Origin of the sequence: Rhizobium rosettiformans (assembly GCF_016806065.1) — a bacterium.
Classification (GTDB): domain Bacteria; phylum Pseudomonadota; class Alphaproteobacteria; order Rhizobiales; family Rhizobiaceae; genus Allorhizobium.
The window spans coordinates 2,084,185-2,102,592 of the sequence record NZ_CP032405.1; the positions used below are offsets into that span (position 1 = coordinate 2,084,185).

General features: G+C 61.8%; 22 protein-coding genes. 9 read left to right on the forward strand and 13 right to left on the reverse strand.

Annotation, left to right across the window (positions count from 1 at the left end; all coding sequences use genetic code 11):
* Nucleotides 1-26: 26 nt before the first annotated feature.
* From D4A92_RS10005 to D4A92_RS10020, 4 genes are read right to left on the reverse strand one after another with little or no spacing between them, the layout of a single operon-like run.
* Complete coding sequence (locus D4A92_RS10005; RefSeq protein WP_203019624.1) at nucleotides 27-1,646, reverse strand: urea amidolyase family protein; 1,620 nt, start codon at nucleotides 1,644-1,646, stop codon at nucleotides 27-29.
* Nucleotides 1,647-1,653: 7 nt separating this feature from the next.
* Nucleotides 1,654-2,460: a putative hydro-lyase gene (locus D4A92_RS10010; RefSeq protein WP_203019625.1), complete on the reverse strand. Its 807-nt coding sequence runs from the start codon at nucleotides 2,458-2,460 to the stop codon at nucleotides 1,654-1,656.
* 21 nt (nucleotides 2,461-2,481) lie between these two features.
* Nucleotides 2,482-3,246, reverse strand: a complete 765-nt coding sequence (locus D4A92_RS10015; RefSeq protein WP_203019627.1) for a LamB/YcsF family protein — start codon at nucleotides 3,244-3,246, stop codon at nucleotides 2,482-2,484.
* 22 nt (nucleotides 3,247-3,268) lie between these two features.
* Nucleotides 3,269-4,483 (reverse strand): NRAMP family divalent metal transporter, encoded by a 1,215-nt coding sequence (locus tag D4A92_RS10020; RefSeq protein ID WP_425958342.1) that lies wholly within the window; start codon nucleotides 4,481-4,483, stop codon nucleotides 3,269-3,271.
* 375 nt (nucleotides 4,484-4,858) lie between these two features.
* On the opposite strand from D4A92_RS10020, the gene D4A92_RS10025 reads away from it, so the two are divergent.
* The gene (locus tag D4A92_RS10025) at nucleotides 4,859-5,509 is read left to right on the forward strand and encodes a GntR family transcriptional regulator (protein ID WP_203019631.1); all 651 of its coding nucleotides are present in this window, start codon (nucleotides 4,859-4,861) and stop codon (nucleotides 5,507-5,509) included.
* Nucleotides 5,510-5,533: 24 nt separating this feature from the next.
* Here D4A92_RS10025 and D4A92_RS10030 read toward each other — a convergent pair whose 3' ends face one another.
* From D4A92_RS10030 to D4A92_RS10040, 3 genes are all read right to left on the reverse strand, one after another.
* Entirely contained in the window at nucleotides 5,534-6,289 is a 756-nt protein-coding gene (locus tag D4A92_RS10030) for an SDR family oxidoreductase (protein ID WP_203019633.1), read from the reverse strand.
* Nucleotides 6,290-6,369: 80 nt separating this feature from the next.
* On the reverse strand, nucleotides 6,370-6,879 hold the full coding sequence (locus D4A92_RS10035) for an acyl-CoA thioesterase (RefSeq protein ID WP_203019635.1): 510 nt from the start codon (nucleotides 6,877-6,879) through the stop codon (nucleotides 6,370-6,372).
* Nucleotides 6,880-7,272: 393 nt separating this feature from the next.
* The gene (locus D4A92_RS10040) at nucleotides 7,273-7,812 is read right to left on the reverse strand and encodes a histidine phosphatase family protein (protein ID WP_246754062.1); all 540 of its coding nucleotides are present in this window, start codon (nucleotides 7,810-7,812) and stop codon (nucleotides 7,273-7,275) included.
* 268 nt (nucleotides 7,813-8,080) lie between these two features.
* On the opposite strand from D4A92_RS10040, the gene D4A92_RS10045 reads away from it, so the two are divergent.
* Nucleotides 8,081-9,175, forward strand: a complete 1,095-nt coding sequence (locus D4A92_RS10045; RefSeq protein WP_203019639.1) for a glycoside hydrolase family 25 protein — start codon at nucleotides 8,081-8,083, stop codon at nucleotides 9,173-9,175.
* A gap of 22 nt (nucleotides 9,176-9,197) precedes the next feature.
* Here D4A92_RS10045 and D4A92_RS10050 read toward each other — a convergent pair whose 3' ends face one another.
* Complete coding sequence (locus tag D4A92_RS10050; protein WP_203019641.1) at nucleotides 9,198-9,374, reverse strand: hypothetical protein; 177 nt, start codon at nucleotides 9,372-9,374, stop codon at nucleotides 9,198-9,200.
* Nucleotides 9,375-9,576: 202 nt separating this feature from the next.
* Between D4A92_RS10050 and treZ the strand changes: the two genes are divergently transcribed.
* On the forward strand, nucleotides 9,577-11,424 hold the full coding sequence (gene treZ / locus D4A92_RS10055; RefSeq protein WP_203019642.1) for a malto-oligosyltrehalose trehalohydrolase: 1,848 nt from the start codon (nucleotides 9,577-9,579) through the stop codon (nucleotides 11,422-11,424).
* An 82-nt stretch (nucleotides 11,425-11,506) separates the two neighbouring features.
* Entirely contained in the window at nucleotides 11,507-11,761 is a 255-nt protein-coding gene (locus tag D4A92_RS10060) for a hypothetical protein (protein WP_203019643.1), read from the forward strand.
* A gap of 149 nt (nucleotides 11,762-11,910) precedes the next feature.
* On the opposite strand, the gene D4A92_RS10065 is transcribed toward D4A92_RS10060, so the two are convergent.
* The gene (locus D4A92_RS10065) at nucleotides 11,911-12,186 is read right to left on the reverse strand and encodes a BON domain-containing protein (protein ID WP_246754063.1); all 276 of its coding nucleotides are present in this window, start codon (nucleotides 12,184-12,186) and stop codon (nucleotides 11,911-11,913) included.
* 101 nt (nucleotides 12,187-12,287) lie between these two features.
* Here D4A92_RS10065 and D4A92_RS10070 point away from each other — a divergent pair, with 101 nt between their 5' ends.
* Both D4A92_RS10070 and D4A92_RS10075 read left to right on the forward strand, forming a co-directional pair.
* Nucleotides 12,288-13,979, forward strand: coding sequence for a sensor histidine kinase (locus D4A92_RS10070; protein WP_203019644.1), 1,692 nt, complete (start codon nucleotides 12,288-12,290; stop codon nucleotides 13,977-13,979).
* 62 nt (nucleotides 13,980-14,041) lie between these two features.
* Nucleotides 14,042-14,272, forward strand: a complete 231-nt coding sequence (locus D4A92_RS10075; protein WP_203019645.1) for a hypothetical protein — start codon at nucleotides 14,042-14,044, stop codon at nucleotides 14,270-14,272.
* Nucleotides 14,273-14,290: 18 nt separating this feature from the next.
* Here the strand turns inward: D4A92_RS10075 and D4A92_RS10080 are convergent, their stop codons facing one another.
* Together D4A92_RS10080 and D4A92_RS10085 are read right to left on the reverse strand one after the other, a co-directional pair.
* Nucleotides 14,291-14,485 carry a hypothetical protein gene (locus D4A92_RS10080; protein WP_203019646.1) on the reverse strand — a complete coding sequence of 65 codons (195 nt, stop codon included), beginning with the start codon at nucleotides 14,483-14,485 and terminating at the stop codon, nucleotides 14,291-14,293.
* Entirely contained in the window at nucleotides 14,482-14,802 is a 321-nt protein-coding gene (locus D4A92_RS10085; protein ID WP_203019647.1) for a hypothetical protein, read from the reverse strand. Before D4A92_RS10085 ends, D4A92_RS10080 begins: the two co-directional genes overlap by 4 nt.
* A gap of 101 nt (nucleotides 14,803-14,903) precedes the next feature.
* Between D4A92_RS10085 and D4A92_RS10090 the strand changes: the two genes are divergently transcribed.
* Nucleotides 14,904-15,182, forward strand: coding sequence for a hypothetical protein (locus tag D4A92_RS10090; protein ID WP_006726307.1), 279 nt, complete (start codon nucleotides 14,904-14,906; stop codon nucleotides 15,180-15,182).
* Nucleotides 15,179-15,394 (forward strand): hypothetical protein, encoded by a 216-nt coding sequence (locus tag D4A92_RS10095; RefSeq protein ID WP_203019649.1) that lies wholly within the window; start codon nucleotides 15,179-15,181, stop codon nucleotides 15,392-15,394. The genes D4A92_RS10090 and D4A92_RS10095 overlap by 4 nt, the downstream gene beginning before the upstream one ends.
* 72 nt (nucleotides 15,395-15,466) lie before the next feature.
* On the opposite strand, the gene glgA is transcribed toward D4A92_RS10095, so the two are convergent.
* Complete coding sequence (glgA, locus tag D4A92_RS10100) at nucleotides 15,467-16,918, reverse strand: glycogen synthase GlgA (RefSeq protein ID WP_203019912.1); 1,452 nt, start codon at nucleotides 16,916-16,918, stop codon at nucleotides 15,467-15,469.
* 128 nt (nucleotides 16,919-17,046) lie between these two features.
* Nucleotides 17,047-17,310 carry a DUF2934 domain-containing protein gene (locus tag D4A92_RS10105; protein WP_006726304.1) on the reverse strand — a complete coding sequence of 88 codons (264 nt, stop codon included), beginning with the start codon at nucleotides 17,308-17,310 and terminating at the stop codon, nucleotides 17,047-17,049.
* A 288-nt stretch (nucleotides 17,311-17,598) separates the two neighbouring features.
* On the opposite strand from D4A92_RS10105, the gene D4A92_RS10110 reads away from it, so the two are divergent.
* Complete coding sequence (locus D4A92_RS10110) at nucleotides 17,599-18,405, forward strand: Ku protein (RefSeq protein ID WP_203019651.1); 807 nt, start codon at nucleotides 17,599-17,601, stop codon at nucleotides 18,403-18,405.
* The last annotated feature ends 3 nt before the right edge of the window (nucleotides 18,406-18,408 follow it).

The following is an 18,408-nucleotide window of genomic DNA, read 5'->3' on the forward strand; positions in this document are numbered from 1 at the left end:
GGTCTCCTCACTGTCTTCTTGGGCTTTCATCGCGGCGCTGCGGGACATGCCCTGTCGGGCATGATCTCGGCGAAGCGCGTGATGGGCCGGAACTGGATTTTGGCATTCACCGGGATCTGCCCGGCGAGATCGAGATGATATTCGGCAACCGTTGCGATGACCGGATAGCCGCCGGTCAGCGGGTGATCGGCAAGGAAAAGCACAGGCTGGCCGCTATGTGGAACCTGGATCGCGCCGGTTGCCGTGCCCTCGCTCGGAAGCTCCGCCTTGTCCTTACGTTCGAGCGGTTCCGGACCGGACAAGCGGATGCCGACCCGGTTTGACTGCGGCGTCACCTCAAAGACCTGGGATGAAAGCGTCTCGATCCCGTGCTCGGTGAACCAGTCGCTGCGTGGCCCCATGACCACATCCAGCGTAACGATCTCGCCCGGGGCGGGGCAGTCGAAGGCGGGGCTCTCGGTGAGCGATACCGGCGAAAGGCGACGCTCCGACGTGCCAACGGCAAGCGCCGCGCCCAGCCCGACCGGCTCCGGACCCACGACCGCAAGCGTATCGGTCGACGCGCTGCCAAGCACCGGCGCCACGTCGATGCCCCCGCGAAAGGCGAGATAGCTGCGTGCGCCTTGGGCGGCAAAGCCTAAGGTCACGCGATCACCGGCTTCGAGCGAGATGGGTTGATAGCCCGCAGACTCGATCACATGACCCTTGACGTCAAGGATCTTAAGCGGGCAGGGCGCACCGGTGAGTGCCATGACAGTGGGACCGGAGACCTCAAACGCAAATCCGCCGAGCGTCACTTCGAGACAGGCGGCCTCCACGGGATTGCCGACGATGCGGTTCGCAGCCCGGAACGCGCCCTGGTCCAGCGCACCTGCGGAGGAGACACCCTGGCCCGTCTGACCGAAGCGACCGAGATCCTGCACCAGCGCCGGCACAGGGGCTGCCGTGACCTTGATGGTGGTTGCTGCTGAATGCTCGACCGCAGCGGTCGCGACCGTATCCGAAGTGCCGGCCGCGATCGTGGTCTGCGCACGTTTGGCCAGATCAAAGAAGCGCACCCGGTATCCCGGCTGGAAGAGCGCCGGCGGCTCGCGCGTCAGATCCCACATTTTCAGGGGCGTCGTGCCGATGATCTGCCAGCCACCGGGGCTCGCCTGCGGATAGACGCCGGAAAAGGCACCCGCAAGCGCAACGGAGCCGGCAGGGATCTTTGTCCGCGGGCTTTGCCGCCGCGGCACCTGCAGTGCCGGATCGCCACCGACGAGATAGCCGAAGCCGGGGGCAAAGCCGCAGAAGGCGACGGTGAACTCGCTTGCGGTATGTCGTTCGATCACTTCCGCAATCGACAAGCCCGTCAGATCAGCGACATCCTTAAGGTCCTCACCGTCATAGCTGACGGGGATCTCGACCAGCATGTCGGATGGCGCGATCTTGGCCGAAAGGTCGCGCGTGCTGATCGCCGCCGCCAGCTTTTCGGCCGTCAGCGTCTCCGGACGAAAGCGGATCATCAATGTGCGCGCGGCCGGCACGATATCGACGACGCCGTCGACCGGTTCCGCCTCCAGCGAGGCGAAGAGCGCGAGCGTCTCGTCGAGATCCTTCAATTCGACGATCAGAACGGTCAGGCTGACGGGAAGAAAACGCATCTTGGCCTCAGGCGTGATAGGCGGAATCGGGAATATCGGTGATGAACATGTGGCCGGGTGCGTGGGTGATGGCAAACGGAACCTTAGACGCCATGACCGCAGCCTGGGGTGTCACCCCGCAGGCCCAGAAGACCGGCACTTCGCCCGGCTCGATCCGCACCGCATCGCCGAATTCCGGCTTGCCGAGATCGACAATGCCGAGCTCTTCCGGCGCACCCACATGCACGGGCGCGCCGTGCACGGCGGGGAAGCGGCCCGAAATGGTGGCAGCATCCGCCACGCGCGTCGCCGGGATGGGCCGCATCGAGACGACCAGATTGCCTTGCAGTCGACCCGCAGGCCGGCAGGCGCGATTGGTCAGGTACATCGGCACATTCGACTTGTCGGTGATGTGGCGGATCTCGATGCCCGCCTCCATCATCGGCGTCTCGAAGGTAAAGCTGCAGCCAATCAGGAAGCTGACGAGATCGGGATATTCCGCCCAGGCTGCACTTGCGTCTGTTACCTCCTCGGCAAGCTTGCCATCGCGCCAGATCCGGTAGAGCGGCACATCGCGGCGCAGGTCTGCACCTTTGGCGAGAACGGTGGCATGCGAGCCCGGATCGGACACGTCGAGCACCGGGCAGGCCTTCGGGTTGCGCTGCGCATAGAGCAGGAAATCGAAGGCCCAGTCACGTGGAAGCACGATCATGTTCGCCTGGGTAAAGCCAGGCGCCACGCCGGATGTCGGCTCAACGGCGCCGGCCCGATAGCGCTCACGGGCTGTCCGCGCTGCCGCCGTATCGACATGCCGTAGAGTATCGAGATTGATCATCGAATGTCTCCCGTTGAAGCCTCAGCGCGTCAGGAAAGATCGCACCACGATGCCGTCCTTTTCGAAGGCCTGGCGGATCTCGCGTGCGATCGCGACGGCGCCGGGGCTATCGCCATGGACGCAGATGGACTGCGCATCGATCTTGATGATCGAACCGTCGATTGCCTCGATCGTGCCGTCATGGGCGAGCTGCAGCATGCGCCTGGCGATGAGACCTGCGTCATGCAGCACCGCGCCGGCTTCGCGCCGTGATACGAGTGCGCCCGAAGGCGTGTAGGCACGGTCGGCGAATGCTTCGGCAACCACCTTGAGCCCCGAGGCACGCGCCAGCTCGAGGATGGGCGACCCCGCAAGCCCCATCATCACAAGATCAGGATCGATCGCCTTGATGCCGTCGATCACGGCCTGGCCCTGCTTGGGGTCGTGGGCGATGCGATTGTAGAGGGCGCCATGTGGCTTCACATATCCGACGCTGATCCCGGCTGCCGCAGCAATGCCTTTGATTGCGCCGATCTGGTAGATCACATCGGCGGTGAGTTCCGCCGAGGTGACATCCATGTCGCGCCGGCCGAAGCCGACGCGATCCGGGTAGGAGACATGCGCCCCGATCGAGACGCCGCGCTCGGCGGCAGCCTTGACCGTCTTCAGAATGCCGACCGGATCGCCGGCATGGAAACCGCAGGCGACATTGGCGCTGGAGACGATGGAAAGCATCGCCTCGTCGTCGCCCATGGCCCAGGCGCCATAGCTTTCACCAAGGTCGCTGTTCAGATCGATGGCAGTCATGTCTTCCTCCCTGTTCTCGTTCTCAAGCCGCGGTCAGCAGCGCGAAGATCGGTCCGATCGACTTGTAACCCATGTACCAGGTGAGCGCACAAGTCAGAGCGCCCAGGATCAGCAGCCAGCGCGGATAGCGATAGCCACCCATCAGATCGGAGCGCGCCCAGCCGGCATAGATGAAGATGGTGAGGCCAATGGGCAGGATGAGACCATTTAGGCCGCCGACAAAGACCAGCATCTGCGCGGGCGGCGTCGTGATGATGATGTAGAAGAACAGCGAAACCGCGATGAAGATGACGGTCGCGATGTTGCGGGCGCGTTCGGTCATGTCCTTCTTGAAGACGGTGACGAAGGACACCGAGGTGTAAGCCGCGCCGATGACCGAGGTGATCGCGGCTGCCCAGAAGATCGCACCGAATATGCGCATGCCGACATCGCCTGCAGCCGCCTGGAAAGCCTGGGCTGCCGGGTTGGCGCCAGCGCCGGTGACGTCGATGACGACACCGCTTGCGACGACGCCGAGGATGGCAAGGAAAAGCACGTAGCGCATGACGCCGGTGACGGCGATACCCGTCAGGGCCGCGCGGTTGACGGCGCCGAGGTTCTCGATGCCGACGGTGCCCTTGTCGAGCAGACGGTGGGCGCCGGAATAGGTGATGTAACCGCCGACCGTGCCGCCGACGATCGTCGTGATCGTCGCAAAATCGATCGTGCTCGGCAGGAAGGTCTGGAAGAAGGCGTCACCCACCGGCGGCTGCGAGACAAGCGCGACGTAAACGGTCAACACGATCATCATCAGGCCAGCGACGACGATGACGCGATCGATCGCCACACCTGCGCGGTGCGAGAGGAAGATACCGATCGCGATCAAGGCGCTAATCGATCCACCCAGCTTGGGGTCGAGGCCGAGCAGCGCATTGAGGCCAAGGCCGGCGCCGCCGATATTGCCGATGTTGAAGAACAGGCCGCCGACGATGACGAGGATCGCCAGCACATAGCCGGTGCCGGGAATGGCGGCGTTCGCGATGTCGGAGGCGCGCATCTTGGTCAGCGTGACGATCCGCCAGATGTTCAGCTGGACCACGAAGTCGATGAGGATCGAGGCGAGGATCGCAAACGCAAAAGCGGATCCGAGCCTTGTCGTGAATGTTGCGGTCTGGGTTATGAAACCGGGCCCGATGGCGGACGTCGCCATGAGAAAGATTGCGGCGATCAAGGCGCCGCGGCGCGTCTTTGCGGACATGCCGCCGGATGCGGCTCCATCGGGAGCTGTCGAAGTCTGTTCCATGTTACCCTCTCGGTTGACCTGTCCCGGCTTTGCGCGGGGCTTGTTGTTCACCTGCAAGGGGTAGCCTCTCGTGGTTTCACAATTCTGTCAATATTGTTCAACGATTTTATTTGATCGTTCTACTCGATTGCCGCAATGTTGAGCAAATTGATACTCGGATAAGCAGTTTCCCGCTGTCCAAGAACAATTTTTGGCCGTGATTGGCTCCCGCCTTGCTGCGATTTCGCACATGGACGATAAGGCAGCGGAGTTATCCACCGATCGATGGATGGCTTGTGAAGATGCAGCGGGCTAACCGGCACCTTGGGGCCGGCACCTTGGGGAGTGAGCATGGCAGAGACGGAAACGACAGCGGCCCTGGCGCCACGCCTGGCGGAAGCAATTCGCGACAGATTGATCAGCGGAGAGCTGAAGCCCGGCCAGCGCTTGTCGGAAGCTGCCCTGAGCGCCGACTTTGCTGTGTCGCGGAACTCGCTGCGCGAGGCCTTCCGGCTCTTGACTAAAGACGGTCTGCTTCAGCACGAACCGAATAGGGGTGTCTTCGTCGCAACGCCCAGCATGGCCTCGATCATCGATATCTACCGCGTTCGCCGCCTGGTCGAGTGTCAGGCACTGTCCAATGCCTACCCCAACCACCCGGCAGTTGCCCGCATGCGGGCGGCAGTCGACACCGCTCGTGCGGCGAGCAAGCTCAACGACTGGACCGCGGTCGGTAGCGAGAACATGAAATTCCACGCAGCAATCGTCGATCTGGCCGACAGTGAGAGACTGACGAGCTTTTATGCGCAGATCGCTGCCGAACTGCGCTTGAGCTTCGGCCTGCTCAAGGAGCCCGAACTGCTCCACGCGCCCTATGTCGAGATGAATGCGGCCATTCTCGAAAAGCTCGTGGCGGGCGACCCGAAGGGCGCCGCCGCCGCCTTGGAAGCCTATCTCCTGCAGTCCGAACGGACGGTGCTGGCGGCCTTCTCCCGGATCTGAAGACAGATACCTCCAGGTGGGCGCTCAGAGGGACGCGGTAATGCCTCCGTCCACATAGAGGATATGGCCGTTGACGAAGGACGACGCGTCGGACGCGAGAAAGATGCAGGCCCCGGCCAATTCCTCGACCTTGCCCCAGCGCCCCGCCGGCGTGCGTTTTGACAGCCAGGCCGTGAACTCCGGATCTGCAACGAGGGCCGCATTGAGCGGCGTCTCGAAATAGCCGGGCGCAATCGCATTGCATTGCAGTCCATGGCGCGCCCAATCCGTAGCCATGCCCTTGGTGAGGTTTCCTACGGCGCCCTTGGTCGCCGTATAGGGCGCGATCGTCGGACGCGCGAGTGCCGTCTGGACGCTGGCAATATTGATGATTTTGCCGCGCCCGCGTCCGATCATGTGGCGCGCGACGGCCTGGCCGACATTGAAAACGCTCGAGACATTCGCGGCCAGCAGCTTCTCGAAGGCCTCGGCCGGGAAGTCTTCCAGCGGCGCCCGATGCTGCATGCCGGCATTATTGACGAGGATGTCGATCGGACCGACGTCCGCCTCGAAGCGGTCGACTGCCTCACGCACGGCCACATGATCGGTCACGTCAAACGGCAGGATCCTCGCCCCGGATCCAAGCTTGGCTGCAGCCACCTCGAGCTTGTCCAGACTGCGTCCGTTAAGCACGATCTCCGCGCCGGCCTGCTGCAAGCCGGAGGCGAGGGCGAAGCCGATGCCTTGAGATGACCCGGTGATCAGCGCCCGTCGGCCCGAAAGATCGAAAAGCTTGTGCATGGTATCCGCCTTCACTGACAATGATCGTCACCCCGGACTTGGCCAAGGCACAATCAAAGTCAAGGCAATTGCACGGCTACTCAGTTCACTGGAAGCGTTTCGTCCGCTGTCAGGCTCGCCTCCCTGAAGCGCGCTTCGAACTCCAGGCGCAGTGCCCGTCGTGTTTCTGCAGCGCGTTGGCGGCGTTTGCGAATGTCGGTTTGCGCCGCATAGGGAGGGACAGCCGTCGGTCTGCCTTCGGCATCGACAGCGACCATCGTGAAGTAACAGGAGTTCGTGTGCCGCCGCTCGCCGGTCCTAATGTTTTCGGCCTCGACCCGAATGCCGACCTCCATCGAGGTTCGACCGGCATGGTTGATCGACGCCCGAAACGTCACAAGCTCGCCGACATGGATTGGCTGGCGAAACACGACCTGATCCACCGACAAGGTCACCGCATATTGCTGCGAGTAGCGCGAAGCGCAGGAATAGGCCACCCGATCGAGCAGATTGAGCAGCGCACCGCCATGCACCTTCCCGGAAAAGTTGGCCATGTCGGGTGTCATCAGGACCACCATCTCGAGTTGGCTGGTGTCGTGCGGTTCGTCCATGAAATGCCCTCTGCGCTTTTTTCTGCTCCCCATCCTATTGTGCGGCGCGATCGGCGCAAGTGTCACACTGTGCAGGCAGAAGAGTTGTTGAAGCACCCCTGAGGCAGCCGAACTTCGCGCTTCCTGCCAACTCTGCGAGGCCAGCACAGCGTGCACGATTTTGCCGTGACTGCGACGACACCTCGGGATTGTTCCCATTGACAGGGCAGAATGCGCGGGGACACCGATCGATGCGGATTTTAGACTCCCGTCATGCCCGTATTTGGAGAAATATACGACCGCCGACCCTGCCGGCGCGTCCGCCGGGGCATGTCTGGATTGCCGCCGCACCTAAGCCTGTTTCAAGTCATTTCATCACGCGCGGTCCCCATTTGTGCCGCATGATTTTGCCTGTCATGCCCCGGCGGACTGCCGGCCGATGACGCTGACCGCGCCGGCCGCATCCATTGTCGTGAATAAGAGCTCGCCGCTACGAGGAACGACGGATGTCAGCCCCGTGATGTTCACCTGATGCGTGACGAGCACAAGAGGTAGGTTCGCAGGCGGGCTTAACAGCCAAGTTCGCAAAGCTTCCGTCTGTGTGGCGCCGTTCTCGGCCCGGCCGAAAAAGGAATTGAGAAGCGGCTGCGGCGACACCGGGCCAAGGTCCAGTAGACGTGCGGTGTCGAGACATCGACACCATTCGCTCGAATAGACCGCCGCCCTGTCGATCCCGTTTTCGCGCAGCAAGGAGCCAATGCGCTGCGCCTGGCTTCGGCCCTCATCGGAGAGATTGCGCTGCGTGCTGCAATCGCCGAGGCGCATGCCCGGAGGATCGCCTGTCCCTGGCGCGATCGCATGCCGCAGAAGCACGAAGGCCCGCTTGGCGCGCAACGCTTCCCAGGGATCGGCGCTGAGCGCAGGCTTGCTCGCCAGGACAAGAAGCGAAGTCATCAGAAAAGAGCGTCGCGAAGGCATAGCTGTCGTTCCCCGAGCACAACGAAAAACCGAACACTTCGCTCTACGGCGCGCAAAACAATCGAGATCGCCAACTCGGCGCACATCTCTGTGAACAGCGGACATTCGAGCTCAAAGCACGGCACCTGGGCTCGGCCCGTAAAGATTGCATTCACCTTTTCCCGGTAAAGCTTTGTTAGCAATTCCCAGAGGCCCCGGGTGTCCGACTTCGAATGCGCCCGGCATTAGTTTGAGTTCTTGTGCCATGCGTTCCAAGGTTGTCCCTTCGCTCCTCATCGGCTGTCTGGTGCTTGCCGGCTGCAGTGCTCGCACCAATCCGATAGAAGCCCTGCAGCTTGGCTCAAAGCGGGCGCCCCAACAGGTTCAGACTGCCGCAGCCCCGACACCTGCCGTCGCCGTCGACGAGCAAACAGGTTCCATTTCATCCGTAGCGTCGACATCCGGCAGTGACCCGCAGGCTTTGTCCTGGGCTGGAGACACGCCGAACCAGGCGCATTTCGATACGCCGCAGATGACCGCCGGCATGCCCGTACCCAACCAGCGGCCAATGGCCATGCTGTCGTCCCCGATACGCGCGGTCCTTGCCCCCCGGGACCCGACTGAGCGCTCCAACGGACGCCATCGCGTTTTCAATCAGCGCTTCAGCGATGCCAAGCCGATCAACTTCGGCAAGGTGACACCGAAGCATCATGCCGTGCACGGCGTGGACGTTTCGCGCTGGCAGGGGAATATCGACTGGCAGACGCTACGCAGCCAGGGCGCCAACTTCGCCTATATCAAGGCGACCGATGGCGGCGACCATCTCGATCCGATGTTTCACACCAATTGGAAGCGGGCCAAGGAGGCCGGTGTGAAGCGCGGCGCCTATCACTTCTTCTATTGGTGCCGCGTGGCCTCGGAGCAGGCGGACTGGTTCATCCGCAACGTGCCGCGTGATCCGGATGCCCTGCCGCCGGTCATCGACGTCGAATACAATGGCGAATCCAGCTGCCGCTTCCGCCTCTCGCCGGAAAAGGCACGCGAAAAGATGCAGGTCTTCATGGATCGTCTCGAGCGGCACTATGGCAAGCGTCCGGTCATCTACACGGCCCCCGACTTCTACAAGGACAATCTGCGCGGCCACTTCCTCGATTACCCCTTCTGGCTCCGCTCGGTCGCGGCCCATCCCTCCAAAGTCTATCCGGGCCGCAAGTGGGTCTTCTGGCAGTATTCCGGCTCCGGCCTCTCCCAGGGCGTCAATGGCAAGATCGATCTGAATGTCTTCTATGGCTCGGTCGCCGACTGGCAGAATTGGGTCGCGGGCAAGAAGAGCTGGGAGAGGGTCGCGGGCCTGCGTTGAGGCCCGCGTCGACACAAGGGTGTCAGATAGGCGACGGCTCCGTCACGGGCGGATCGCGCGTCTCGTCGGGATTGGGTGTCGGCACCTCGTCCGGCAAGACGTCCGGCTGCGGCTCCTCGATCGGGACTTCCGGAGCCCAGGTCGGAGCGGGCATCGGGGGCTGGTCGTCATAGGGTGTGGAAGGGTTTGGGGTCGTCATGATCATCTCCCTGAGAGCCGCCCGCCGCGGAACGCGGACGGGCTCGGCATCAGGAAGTAGCAATTCCGCCGCCCTCGACTTTGTTCCTGAAAACCCAGCCGGCTTCATTGCCGCCGTTCTGCGCTCCTCGCATCCGTGCCGGAACTTTACCCTTGTCCATATTGTTCGATCCACCGGATGAACCGAGGGAGAAGGCGAGCGGATGGATGAACAACGATCAAGGCCCGAAGACGAGCGTCCGGTCGATCCGGAATACCGGGTGTTTCCCAAAAGCTGGGGCGCGGAATACATCGCTGCCGGCGAGGTGAGGTTTCGCTTGTGGGCCTCGGGCATCGAGACACTCAACCTTCGCCTGATCGATGAAGAGGTGCCGATGACGGCCATGGGCGATGGCTGGTGGGAGCTTCTCGCGACCAATATCGCGCCAGGGACGCCTTATGCCTTCGTGCTCCCGGATGGGAGACATGTCCCCGATCCCGCCGGTCGCGCTCTGGAGTCGGATGTTCACGGTCCGTCGCTCGTTGTCGATCCGACCGCCTATCGCTGGAAGAACAGAGGCTGGACGGGCCGTCCCTGGTCTGAAGCAGTAGTCTATGAAATCCACGTGGGGACTTTCACCGACGAAGGCACATTTGCGGCGGCAGCGGCAAGATTGCCTGCCCTTGCAGATCTTGGGGTGACAGTGGTTCAATTGATGCCCGTTGCCGCCTTCGGGGGTAAGCGCGGCTGGGGTTACGACGGCGTACTTCTCTACACGCCCCATCCGTCTTATGGCTCCCCCGATGACATGAAGGCCTTCATAGATGCCGCCCATGGCCTCGGTCTGATGGTCATGCTCGATGTCGTTTACAATCACCTGGGGCTCGATGGAAATCATCTGCAAGTCTACGCGCCGGATCTCTTCATGGCTGAAGGCACCCCCTGGGGACCGAGGCCGGATGTGTCCCGCAAGCCGATGCGTGACCTCATCGCGGAAAACGCGCTTTACTGGCTGGAAGAATTTGCCCTCGACGGCCTCCGCTTCGATGCCGTCGACCGGATTGAAGACGCAGACAGCGACGAGCACTTCGTCGAAGAGCTGGCGCTTCTGATCCGCAAGACTTTGCCGGGGCGTCACGTCCATCTGGTGGTCGAAGACAGCCGCAACATCACGGCTCTGCACGAGCGAAGCGAAGACAATGCGGTCCGCCTCTATGACGCGGTCTGGAATGATGGCTATCACCACCTTATCCATGCCTGGGCCACCGGCGAGCATGTTGGGCATTTCAAGGTTTTCGCCCAGAACTTCTGGCCACGCATCACAAAGACGCTCGCAACCGGCTTCGCCATCCAGGGTGAGCGGATCGAGGGCAAAGGCGATGCATTGGTGGGCGAACCAAGCGGCCACCTGCCGCCCGTCACCTTCATCAACTTTCTGCAGAACCACGATCAAATCGGCAATCGCGGCCGCGGCGATCGCTTGTGGAGCCTCATCGACCCCGATCTTGCCGAGCGATTGATGGCGATCTTGCTGCTCGCGCCGCAGATTCCGATGCTCTTCATGGGCGATGAATTCCGATCACGCGGCAAGTTCTTCTTTTTCAGCGACTACCCTTCGGATTTCGATCAGAACTCTCCCGAGGATCGACTGCGGGAAGCCATAGCTTTTGGCACTGACGACCTCGAGCTTCAGGAAATTCGCGACCCCAATGATCTCGAAACCTTCATCGCCTCCAAGCTCGATTGGCAGGAGGCTGAAACCAAACGAGGGATGGTTTCACGAACCATCTGCCGTGACCTGATCGAAAAACGAAAGCGTCACCTGATGCCTCGGCTTGCAGATGTTGGCGGCGGCGTCGGCCTTGTGCTGATGGCGGAGGAGGGGAGGCTGGCAATCGATTGGCAGCTGGGGGAGCATCGCTGGCAGTTGCGGGCAAATTTCAGCGATGAGACTGCAACGCTGCCGCCGGTCCATGGAGCCACCATCCATGTCATGCCGCCCGAAGCTCAGTCAGACATGCGGGATCTCTCACGCTTTCCCGCGGCAAGCCTGATTGTAGCCTGCGGCTAGCAGGCCATGACGAAAAAAACTGCACCTTGGCAGGAACCCTCGAGCCGATTGCACGTTCTAGTGAAATCAGGAGGAGTGCGGCATGACTGAGGTGTATTGCGATATTATTCCCCAAGCCAATGGTTGGTGCTTTCTATCGGAGGAAGGACAGTCGGCCGTTTATCCGAGCTATCGGCTCGCGGTGGAAGCTGCGCGAGAATATTCCGCGAGCAAAGTCTCCATCCGTAAGGTGACGGTTCTGCGCCAGCAGGATTTGCGGGGACGTATGCAGGAGATTGCCGGCATTGCGCAGGCATGGGGGCCGGACGGCACGACCGGTATGGGTGGACGCGCCTGACGTTTCGTCTGGCCAGAAAAATCGGAATATAGGTGAAACCGATCGACGCAAAGGTGATCCCGGCGGGTCCTTGGGGTTGGCGTGAAGCCTGTCCCCGGCGTTCGGCCGCTATGCGACGCCGCGGCACGTGCGTGACCCATTCCCCAGTGTCATGGCGCTTCGCCGCTTTCCATCCGAACCGTGACCTTTTCGACCCCTGGTACCGCAAGCGCGACTTCCACGGCTCTGTCCATCTCCTCGCGCGTCGTAACGAAGCCGAACAGCAAGATCTCCTTGCCCGTCGCCACGACGCGAAGGGCTTCCGCCCCCACACCGTCAGAGGCGGCCAGCGCGTCGGCGACCCGTTGCTCGAGCTCAGCCTCGGCTGGAAACTCTTCAGCCACCTCGGGGGCCTCTCCATGGAAACGCTGGGGCTTGAATATCATGGCAACCTCCTGTGTCGCGGTCACCATCCTAACGCCCGCACGCGCATTTGGTTCGCCGAAGTCCCCATGATTTCTGGGCCTCGCTGCAGGAGGGCGGTGCCTTGAACCGCGTTGGCAGGTTGTTCGCTGGTCTCTTTCCGACTGCGTCGATCGGCTCATACCTCGCCGCAATGGCCGTTCTGGCGACAGTCCCGGTTCTCGCCTTTGTCGCCTTTTTGCTGTTGCAGCTCGAGCGATCGCAATTTCAGACCATGCGCACGGACGTGGCAGACGATGCCCAGGCCATAAGCCGCGCCGTCGAGCGCAAGATCGCCGACATGGAAACGACGCTCGCCCTTGTGGCGAATTCCGTAGAGCTGCAGCAGGGCGACCTGCAGGCATTCCATGCGCGCGTCGGAGAAAGCCTCAAGGAGAGCTCTCTCTATGTCATGCTGGCGCGGCGGGACGGGGTACAAGTCCTCAACACGCGGATGCCCTGGGGCGCCACACTGAAACCCATGGCCAATCCGGACTCGGTGATGGCCGCCCTCCGCTCCGGCAACGTCGAGCTTTCGGGCGTCTTCTTCGGCGCGACGAGCGAGCGCTGGGTGGTCAACCTGACCATGCCTGTCACCGCGCGGACTTCGGACGGCATCAACGCTGTCGTGCTTACTCAAGATGCGGCAAGCCTTGCAAGCCTTGCCGCCGGCGAAGCCTTGCCGTCCGGATGGTCGTCCGCACTGGTGGATGGCGATGGCCGGATCGTCGTGTCGAACGGCGCCGAGAATAAGCCATCCGGTACTGAAATCGAGCAAAGCTGGCTGGATCTGATGTATGGCTCCAACAACAGTGCCGTCTTTTACCAGAACGGTCGACAGTATCTGATGGGATACGCGAAAGTCGCGGACTGGCCATGGCGCGCTCTGGTCTGGGGACCCGTGGACAGTCTCAAAGGGTCGTTCATCACCCTCTGGCAAAGTCTTTTGATCGGCAGCCTCGTTCTGATGACCCTGCTGCTTGGGATTGTTCTGGTCGCAGCCCACCATCTGCGCTCGGCGATCCGCAGGATTGCATGCATGGCGGAGCGCATCGGTCATGGTGAGATCGTCTCGCCGGAGCGCACCAAGATTCTTGAGGCCAACCAGGTGGCTGTGGCTCTGTCGAATGCTTCCTTCGACAGGGCAGAGGCGGAAGAACGCATCCACTTCATTCTGCAGGAGCTCGTTCACCGCACGAAGAACATCCTCTCGCTGGTCCAGGCGATGATGCGGCAGCTGGCCCGCGGCACCGATGACGTCGAAGAGTTTCAGCGGGCCGTCAGCGGGCGCCTGGCAGGGCTTGCACAGTCGATCGAAGCGCTTGCGAAGCAGCAATGGGGCGGCATTCCGCTGGCGTCCCTCGTCGACTTGCAGCTGACCACCGTCACGGGATCTGTGGATCGCATCCATCGCCGAGGTCCGGATCTGCTGGTCAATGCGAATGCAGTCCAGAATCTCGGCCTGGTTTTTCATGAACTGGCGACCAATTCCGTCAAATACGGGGCCCTATCGGTTCTTGAAGGCCGGCTTCGCATCGAATGGGAGGTGCTGGAGCCCGAGACACAGGAGGAAGATCCTCGACTTCGGCTGCAATGGATTGAGCAATACGGTCCGCCTGTCACGAAGCCCACTCGGCGTGGCTTCGGATCGACCGTCATTGAGCGTCATGCGGCAAGCGCGTTTGCCGGCGATGTCACGATCGATTTCGATCCCGCCGGCTTGCGCTGGACGCTGGTCGCGCCGCTCTCTTCCTTCCTCGCCGGGTCCACCGACTAGGCTGGCACAGGAACCTTTCGGTGCGTCATCGGGTTGATGATGACCACTTTGGAGGATTGACCATGACTGACAAGCGCCGGGAAGCTGACAAGGCTAAAATCCATGACGACGCGAAGGGGCAGTTCGCTGGCACACAGGCCGGCGGCGACAGCGACGGTGTCGCAAGCGCTAAGCCGACCGTGGTGACAGGGTCCGAAGACGCCACCGTCAACAAGTGGCCTCCGGGCAAGGAAGACAAGCCGAAAGACTGGGACGCCAATTTCGACATCCGAGAACAGACCAACCGCCGTTGATTAGGTCGGTTGATCAGGTCAGAACTTTCCTGACCCCATCCGCGCACCATTGATTTGTGCGGGGACCGCCACGAGCGAGCGGGAGCGCTCCCGAAGCGGCAGGTCGGCGCGCAAGGGCATAGCAACCTGCCGATGTTCCTTGCTCACTGTGTCACGCTTGGGCTTGCGCATATGCGCAAGCCACTTCGTCACCATCTCTCTGATCATCATCATTCCTTCTCCTTCATTGCCTCTGTGAAACCGTTCGGTTGATTGAGATCGCTTGCCGTTCGCCTCAGGGCCTCTGCGCGCGCTTTGGCCGTGTCGAGGATATCCCGGATCGCTTCACCTTTTTCATGACCGCGCCCGATCCCGGCAGACGGCTCTGCGCCGGGATCTTCTGCGCCGTCGCGCAGGAGCACTTCCTGTTCGAGATTGCGCAGCAGTTCGGGAGCGCCCTCTGGTGAGATCAGGATTTCGCTCAGCAGCGAGACCAGGATTTCCCGGTGCGCGTTCAGCCGGGCCTCCAGCGTCTTCAAATCGCTGTCCACTATGTCTACTCCCTGTGTTGGTCATCGATGGGAAGGGGAACATTGGGACGCCCCAAATGTTTCCTGAAGGAGCAATTTCTTCTGTCGAAAAGGAGTGGATCATGTCCGAGACGGTGCGTCCGCCACGCTGGCGTCGCTTTCCCGATCCGCGTGACCGGCTGATTGTCGCGCTGTTCGCCCAACTGGAGGCGGAACGGCAGACACGTGAAACACTGCGGCAGGCAATCCGCTCTGGCGCGATCGATCCCGCTGTGCTCGAGGCCATCGCCGAAGACCCGGTACCTGCGAGCAGCGATGACATTGCAGCGCTCGAACGCACCATCGCCTTTCGCGAGCGCGTCAATGGCGATGGTGACTATCAAAGAGAGGATTGGAGATGAACGTGAAGAGAACGACGGCCATACTCGCCGTCCTTGGACTGCTCACGGCTTGCGGCGATGGCGGCAACAACAGCAGCAGCAATTCCACCGGCTCACAGCAAGACGTGGCTCCCGACACCTTGCCGGCGATGGAAGCCGATAGGGACCCCACCCCGCAGACAGGGACCGGGGGTGCCGGCCAGAGCAGGCCCGATGGGCAGGCCAATCCCTGATATTGCAGCCGATTACGAACAGAGGGCCCGGTATCATCCGGGCCCTCTGTTTATGTAAAATTGCTTCAAGGGTCAGTGACGGAGCTCGGCACCGGTTTCCGTCAGACGACCATAAACTTCGGCATAGCTTTCGGCACTGCGATCCCATGAATAGTCGGCACGCATTGCCTGCAACTGCAGCCTTGCCCACTGTCGCTTGTCGCCATAGGCATCGACTGCGCGACGCAAGGCATGGCGCAGGCCCTCCGGTCGAACCGGATGGAACTGGAAGCCGGTGGCCGCGCGAGCTGAAATCGCCGCATCATTGGCGTCTATGATCGTCTCGGACAGGCCTCCGGTACGTGACACCACCGGCACGCAGCCGTAACGCAGCGCATAGAGCTGTGTCAGGCCGCACGGCTCGAAACGCGAAGGCTGGATGATGGCATCCGAGCCGCCGTGAATAAGATGCGCCGTGGGCTCGCTGTAGCCGACCGACACCGCCATGCGTCCGGGGAAACGCGCTGCAGTCGCCTTCAGGGCGTCCTCGATGTCGTGGTCGCCCTGGCCATGCACGATGAGTCTGCCGCCGCGATAGAAGATCTCGTCCGCGACCTCGGCCAGCATGTCCATGCCCTTTTGCCACGTGATGCGGGTAACCGCGGAAAAGAGCGGTCCGTCGCCCGGCTCCAGATTGAAGCGCTCGAGCAGCAGAGCCTTGTTGTTCCTCTTGTTGCGCACCGTCTTCACATCGTAGCGGAAGGGCAGGTAGGGATCCGTCGCCGGATTCCAGATCTCCTTGTCGATCCCGTTGACGATCCCCTGCAGTCTGTCCATGCGCGCGTTCAGCACGCCGTCCAGTCCCATGCCGAAGGTCGGCGAAAGAATTTCCCGCGCATAAGTGGGGCTGACGACGGTGATGTGGTCTGCCGTCACTAGGCCACCCTTGAGGTAGCTGATGTCGCCGAAATACTCCATCTGCTCGACGGAATAGACCTCCGGCGGCAGGCCGATCTGCGGCAAAAGCGATGCCGAATACTGCCCCTGGAAGGCGAGGTTGTGGATGGTGAGCACGACGGGCACTGCGGAGCCCATCTGGCGGAGATAGACAGAGGTCAGTGCAGACTGCCAGTCATGAGTATGCACAAGATCGGGCTTCCAGCCTGGCAGGACTCCGGCCGCAATCTCGGCGCCCGCAAGCGAAAGAACCGCAAAGCGCTTCCAGTTGTCAGCATGATCGACGCCATGTTCGTCGACATAGGGACCGCCAGGACGATCGTAGAGCGATGGCGCGTCAAGGACGAAGAGGCTGAGACCGTCGATCTCCAGATGGCGCAAGGTCGCCTTTTCGCTTAGAAGATCGTCGAACTCCATAAGTGGCGGGTGAAGGCGCGCGAGCGCCAGGATCGACGGATAGCCAGGCACCAGCGTATGGGTCTCGATGCCATAGGAGGAAAGCGCCTTCGGCAGCGCTCCAGTGACGTCCGCCAGACCGCCGGTCTTGACCAGCGGATAGATTTCCGAGGTTACCGCCAGCACATGCAGGGGAACTCGTGTCGGGTAATGCCGGCGCGGTCCATGCTCCTCCTCATCCCGATGATAGGCTTCCCGCACACGCTGGATGAATTGCGCCCGGCTGAGCGCCAGTGAAAGATCGACTCCTGCCACCTTGGTCACCCTTTCCGGCTCCTTGAAGCCTTTTTGGCCGGAAGGACCGGCTCCTCGGTGATGACAAGCCCCTCGTTCTCCGCCGACGTTTGGGCCGCTGCGATCCGTTGGCCGGACTTGGCCGTGGTCTGGCGTGCCGCCGCCTGGAGGGTTTCCCAGTCGGTGAGTGCTGTCTGCCAATGCGCTTCGTCCCGACCATCGGGACGGCCTTCCTCTTCCCAAAGCGAATAGGCTCGCCGGGCAATCCAGTCATAATCTCGTTCAGGCATGGCAATTCTCCGTCGTCGCCCAATGCCCGTTCCGCACGCAATCGTCCTCGGCCGAGCGCGGTCTCGTCGCACCCGCCGGCTCCCCGGTCAGATCTGTTTTCGATACCCCCATACCGACTTCAAATCCTCCGGCTCATCATTGGAGAGGAACAGGCAAGAGATGAACGCCATCGGGGGCAAACGGTTCCCGTTGCAACTGGCGATTTGAGCGCTGATCGGAACTGTTCCGTGCCGAGGGCGTTTTCCGGGGCAGTGCCGCGGCTGGATGGCGTTCGGGAGGTAGGGCAAATGGCGCAGCGCGCGTTCTGGAAAGGCTATCTGAAACTGTCCCTCGTCACCTGTCGGGTGGCCATGACACCCGCCGTCACCGAAAGCAGCAAGCTTCGTTTTCACAACATCAATCGCGAGACCGGCAACCGGGTCGTCAGCCGCTATGTCGACGCCGAAACCGGCAAGCCCGTCGATGTCGAGGATCAGGTGAAAGGCTACGAGCGAGCCGAGGACGATTATGTCCTGTTCGAGGATGACGAACTCGAGGACGTGGCGCTGGAAAGCACCCGGACGATCGATATCGAGAGCTTCGTGCCGCGCAGTTCGATCGGCTGGATATGGTACGACAGCCCGCATTATCTGGCGCCCGCAGACAAGGTGAGCGAGGAAGCCTTCGCCGTCATCCGCGAAGCCATGCGCAAGACCGACACCGGCGGCATCGCCCGTCTGGTGCTCTACCGGCGCGAACACGCCGTGCTTCTCGTCCCCCGCGACGATGGAATGGTCGTTTGGACGATGCGCTACGGCGAGGAGGTTCGCGAACCCGATCCCTTCTTCAAGGAGGCCGGCCGGTCCGACGTCGCAAGCAGCGCCAAAACCATGATGAAGAAGCTCATGGAAGCACGCCTGAGAGACTGGGATCCGAAACTCGTACGGGATCCGGTCGAGGAGCGCCTGCACGAAATCATCGAAAGCCGTACGAAGAAGTCCAAGCGGACGAAGCCGAAAAAGGCGGCCGAGCCGGAGCGCAAGGACAATGTCATCGACATTATGGAAGCGCTCAAACGAAGCCTCGCTTCGGAGAAAAAGACGGCACGGAAGTAGCGT

Excerpts from the sequence above, each read along its gene's own strand:
- treZ (WP_203019642.1), top strand. The coding sequence starts at position 9,577 with ATGGATGAACAACGATCAAGGCCCGAAGACGAGCGTCCGGTCGATCCG.
- D4A92_RS10010 (WP_203019625.1), bottom strand. The coding sequence starts at position 2,460 with ATGATCAATCTCGATACTCTACGGCATGTCGATACGGCGGCAGCGCGG.
- D4A92_RS10025 (WP_203019631.1), top strand. The coding sequence starts at position 4,859 with ATGGCAGAGACGGAAACGACAGCGGCCCTGGCGCCACGCCTGGCGGAA.
- D4A92_RS10040 (WP_246754062.1), bottom strand. The coding sequence starts at position 7,812 with ATGACTTCGCTTCTTGTCCTGGCGAGCAAGCCTGCGCTCAGCGCCGAT.
- D4A92_RS10095 (WP_203019649.1), top strand. The coding sequence starts at position 15,179 with ATGAACGTGAAGAGAACGACGGCCATACTCGCCGTCCTTGGACTGCTC.
- D4A92_RS10060 (WP_203019643.1), top strand. The coding sequence starts at position 11,507 with ATGACTGAGGTGTATTGCGATATTATTCCCCAAGCCAATGGTTGGTGC.
- D4A92_RS10110 (WP_203019651.1), top strand. The coding sequence starts at position 17,599 with ATGGCGCAGCGCGCGTTCTGGAAAGGCTATCTGAAACTGTCCCTCGTC.
- D4A92_RS10035 (WP_203019635.1), bottom strand. The coding sequence starts at position 6,879 with ATGGACGAACCGCACGACACCAGCCAACTCGAGATGGTGGTCCTGATG.
- D4A92_RS10030 (WP_203019633.1), bottom strand. The coding sequence starts at position 6,289 with ATGCACAAGCTTTTCGATCTTTCGGGCCGACGGGCGCTGATCACCGGG.
- D4A92_RS10005 (WP_203019624.1), bottom strand. The coding sequence starts at position 1,646 with ATGCGTTTTCTTCCCGTCAGCCTGACCGTTCTGATCGTCGAATTGAAG.
- D4A92_RS10105 (WP_006726304.1), bottom strand. The coding sequence starts at position 17,310 with ATGCCTGAACGAGATTATGACTGGATTGCCCGGCGAGCCTATTCGCTT.
- D4A92_RS10045 (WP_203019639.1), top strand. The coding sequence starts at position 8,081 with ATGCGTTCCAAGGTTGTCCCTTCGCTCCTCATCGGCTGTCTGGTGCTT.
- D4A92_RS10080 (WP_203019646.1), bottom strand. The coding sequence starts at position 14,485 with ATGATGATGATCAGAGAGATGGTGACGAAGTGGCTTGCGCATATGCGC.
- D4A92_RS10020 (WP_425958342.1), bottom strand. The coding sequence starts at position 4,483 with ATGTCCGCAAAGACGCGCCGCGGCGCCTTGATCGCCGCAATCTTTCTC.
- D4A92_RS10075 (WP_203019645.1), top strand. The coding sequence starts at position 14,042 with ATGACTGACAAGCGCCGGGAAGCTGACAAGGCTAAAATCCATGACGAC.
- D4A92_RS10015 (WP_203019627.1), bottom strand. The coding sequence starts at position 3,246 with ATGACTGCCATCGATCTGAACAGCGACCTTGGTGAAAGCTATGGCGCC.
- D4A92_RS10090 (WP_006726307.1), top strand. The coding sequence starts at position 14,904 with ATGTCCGAGACGGTGCGTCCGCCACGCTGGCGTCGCTTTCCCGATCCG.
- D4A92_RS10065 (WP_246754063.1), bottom strand. The coding sequence starts at position 12,186 with ATGATATTCAAGCCCCAGCGTTTCCATGGAGAGGCCCCCGAGGTGGCT.
- D4A92_RS10050 (WP_203019641.1), bottom strand. The coding sequence starts at position 9,374 with ATGACGACCCCAAACCCTTCCACACCCTATGACGACCAGCCCCCGATG.